The sequence below is a fragment of the Neisseria sicca VK64 genome, from assembly GCF_000260655.1.
In the GTDB taxonomy this organism is placed as follows: domain Bacteria; phylum Pseudomonadota; class Gammaproteobacteria; order Burkholderiales; family Neisseriaceae; genus Neisseria; species Neisseria sicca_B.
Window position 1 is genome coordinate 1 of the sequence record NZ_AJMT01000153.1, and the last position, 2,279, is coordinate 2,279.

Consider the following 2,279-nt stretch of genomic DNA (forward strand, 5'->3'; position numbering starts at 1 on the left):
AATTTGGGTACTAAAGTCCATTGTCACCACGACTAAAATCAGTAAAGATGTACCACCCAAATAAAAAGGAACATTCAAAGCTGTTGTCAAAAATTCTGGAATTAAACAAATAGTTGTAATATATAATGCACCAAACAAAGTGAGGCGTAATACAACCTGCTCCAGATACTGAGAAGTTTGCTTACCAGGTCGAATTCCCGGCACAAAAGCACCGCTTTTCTTCAAATTCTCTGCCATTTCTTTTGGACTAAAAACCAAGGCTGTATAAAAATAGCAGAAGAAAATAATTGTCACTGTAAATAACAAAATATATAAAGCTTGCCCATGCTGAAGCAAACCAGCAATTTTATGCAACAAACTACCGGTATCATTAGAACCAAACCAGCTTAACAAAGTGGATGGAAACAAAATAATACTTGACGCAAAAATAGGAGGAATGACGCCTGCCATATTCAACTTAAAGGGCATATGTGTATTAGAACCTTGCATTACACCACTACCAACTTGGCGTTTCGCATAATGCACGGGAACTTTACGCTGTGCACTTTCAAAATATACAACAATATAAATTAATAGCAATGCACCAATAACGATTGACACAGCCGTAGGCATACCAATTGATCCTTGACTCGTTAAAGCTAATAATCTTGCTATACCGGAAGGAATACCGGCAGCGATACCAGCAGTAATAATCAAGGAAATGCCATTCCCAATCCCGCGCTCCGTAATCTGCTCACCTAACCACATCAGGAACATTGTACCTGTGACTAAGCTCACTACCGTAGAAATATGGAACTCCAAAGAATTAGTGACAACCACACCTTGCTGGAATACAAAGGTAGCTACACCAAAACTCTGTAAGATGGCTAATAGCACTGTACCGTATCTTGTATATTTTGTAATAACTTTTCGACCTGCCTCCCCTTCCTTTTTTAATGCCTTTAAAGAAGGAATAATTTCAGAGGCCAACTGAACAATTATTGATGCTGAAATATATGGCATTATGCCAATTGCGAATATACTAAAGCGCTCTAACGAACCACCAGAAAACATGTTCAACATGCCTAGTATGCCGTTCCCAGCGCTTTCGTATAATTTAGCTAAAGCAACAGCATCTACGCCAGGTACAGGGATATGGGCACCAATACGAAAAACAATTAACGCCCCTAAAAGAAACGTTAGACGTTTTTTCAGATCTCCAAATTTGGACAAGCCTGATAAAGATTGTTGATTAGCCACTATAATGCAAGCCTTATTCTTCCACTTTACCACCAGCAGCTTCAATTGCTGCTTTAGCCCCTTTAGTGGCTTTAATGCCCCTCAGGACAACAGCTTTTGAAAGCACACCAGAGGCAATAACTTTCACATTGGAAACAGTTGTAGGAACCAACCCGGCTTGCTTGAGAACTAATACATCAATCTCATTCACAGCGAGCAAGTTCAATTCACTCAAACGAATCTCAGCATTAGCAGCAGCAGTCAAAGATTTGAAACCACGTTTTGGCAGGCGACGTTGCAAAGGCATTTGACCGCCTTCGAAACCTACTTTATGAAAACCACCAGAACGGCTTTTTTGACCTTTATGACCACGGCCACCAGTTTTACCTAAACCACTACCAATACCACGACCTACACGACGACGAGCGTGAGTAGCCCCCTCAGCAGGTTGAATAGAATTTAGAAACATATCAAGACTCCACTTTCAACAAGTAGCTGATTTTGTTAATCATACCACGGTTTTCAGGGGTATCTAAAACCTCTACTGTATGCTCACGATGGCGCAAACCTAAACCACGAGCACATGCACGATGAGATTCAATTGTACCAATCAGGCTCTTCACCAATGTAACTTTAATCTTTTTTTGCTCAGTCATGGTTTGCTCCCAAAATGTCTTCCACTGTTAGGCCACGTTTAGCAGCGATATCAGCAGGTGTATATAACTTAGACAAGCCGTCTAATGTAGCTCGTACAATGTTATAAGGGTTTGTAGAACCATGCACTTTAGCAGAAATGTTATGAATACCCATAGCATCAAAAACTAAGCGCATAGGACCACCTGCCTTTACACCACTACCTTCTTTAGCGGGTTGCATAAAGACTTTAGTAGCGCCATGACGTCCAATAACCTCATGATGAATCGTACCATTTTTTAGAGGTACTTTAATCATAGAGCGACGAGCCTGATCCATTGCTTTTTGAACAGCTACCGGCACTTCTTTTGACTTACCTTTACCCATGCCAATACGACCATCCCCATCACCAACAACAGTTAGCGCAG

At 40.9% G+C, this 2,279-nt stretch carries 4 protein-coding genes; all 4 read right to left on the reverse strand.

Annotated features, from left to right (window positions below):
• Positions 1-1,239 (reverse strand): preprotein translocase subunit SecY (gene secY / locus HMPREF1051_RS09020; RefSeq protein ID WP_003767494.1); only part of this gene is annotated, 1,239 nt, incomplete at its 3' end.
• 13 nt (positions 1,240-1,252) lie between these two features.
• A complete protein-coding gene (gene rplO / locus HMPREF1051_RS09025) occupies positions 1,253-1,687 on the reverse strand; it encodes a 50S ribosomal protein L15 (protein WP_036492727.1) in 435 nt (144 codons plus the stop codon).
• Position 1,688: 1 nt separating this feature from the next.
• A complete protein-coding gene (gene rpmD / locus HMPREF1051_RS09030; RefSeq protein ID WP_003759717.1) occupies positions 1,689-1,874 on the reverse strand; it encodes a 50S ribosomal protein L30 in 186 nt (61 codons plus the stop codon).
• The coding region (locus HMPREF1051_RS09035; RefSeq protein ID WP_036492728.1) for a 30S ribosomal protein S5 at positions 1,867-2,279 on the reverse strand (413 nt) is incomplete at its 5' end. The genes rpmD and HMPREF1051_RS09035, both read right to left, overlap by 8 nt.

Bases quoted from the DNA above. Each gene is read 5' to 3' on its own strand.
- rplO (WP_036492727.1), bottom strand. From the start codon at position 1,687: ATGTTTCTAAATTCTATTCAACCTGCTGAGGGGGCTACTCACGCTCGT.
- rpmD (WP_003759717.1), bottom strand. From the start codon at position 1,874: ATGACTGAGCAAAAAAAGATTAAAGTTACATTGGTGAAGAGCCTGATT.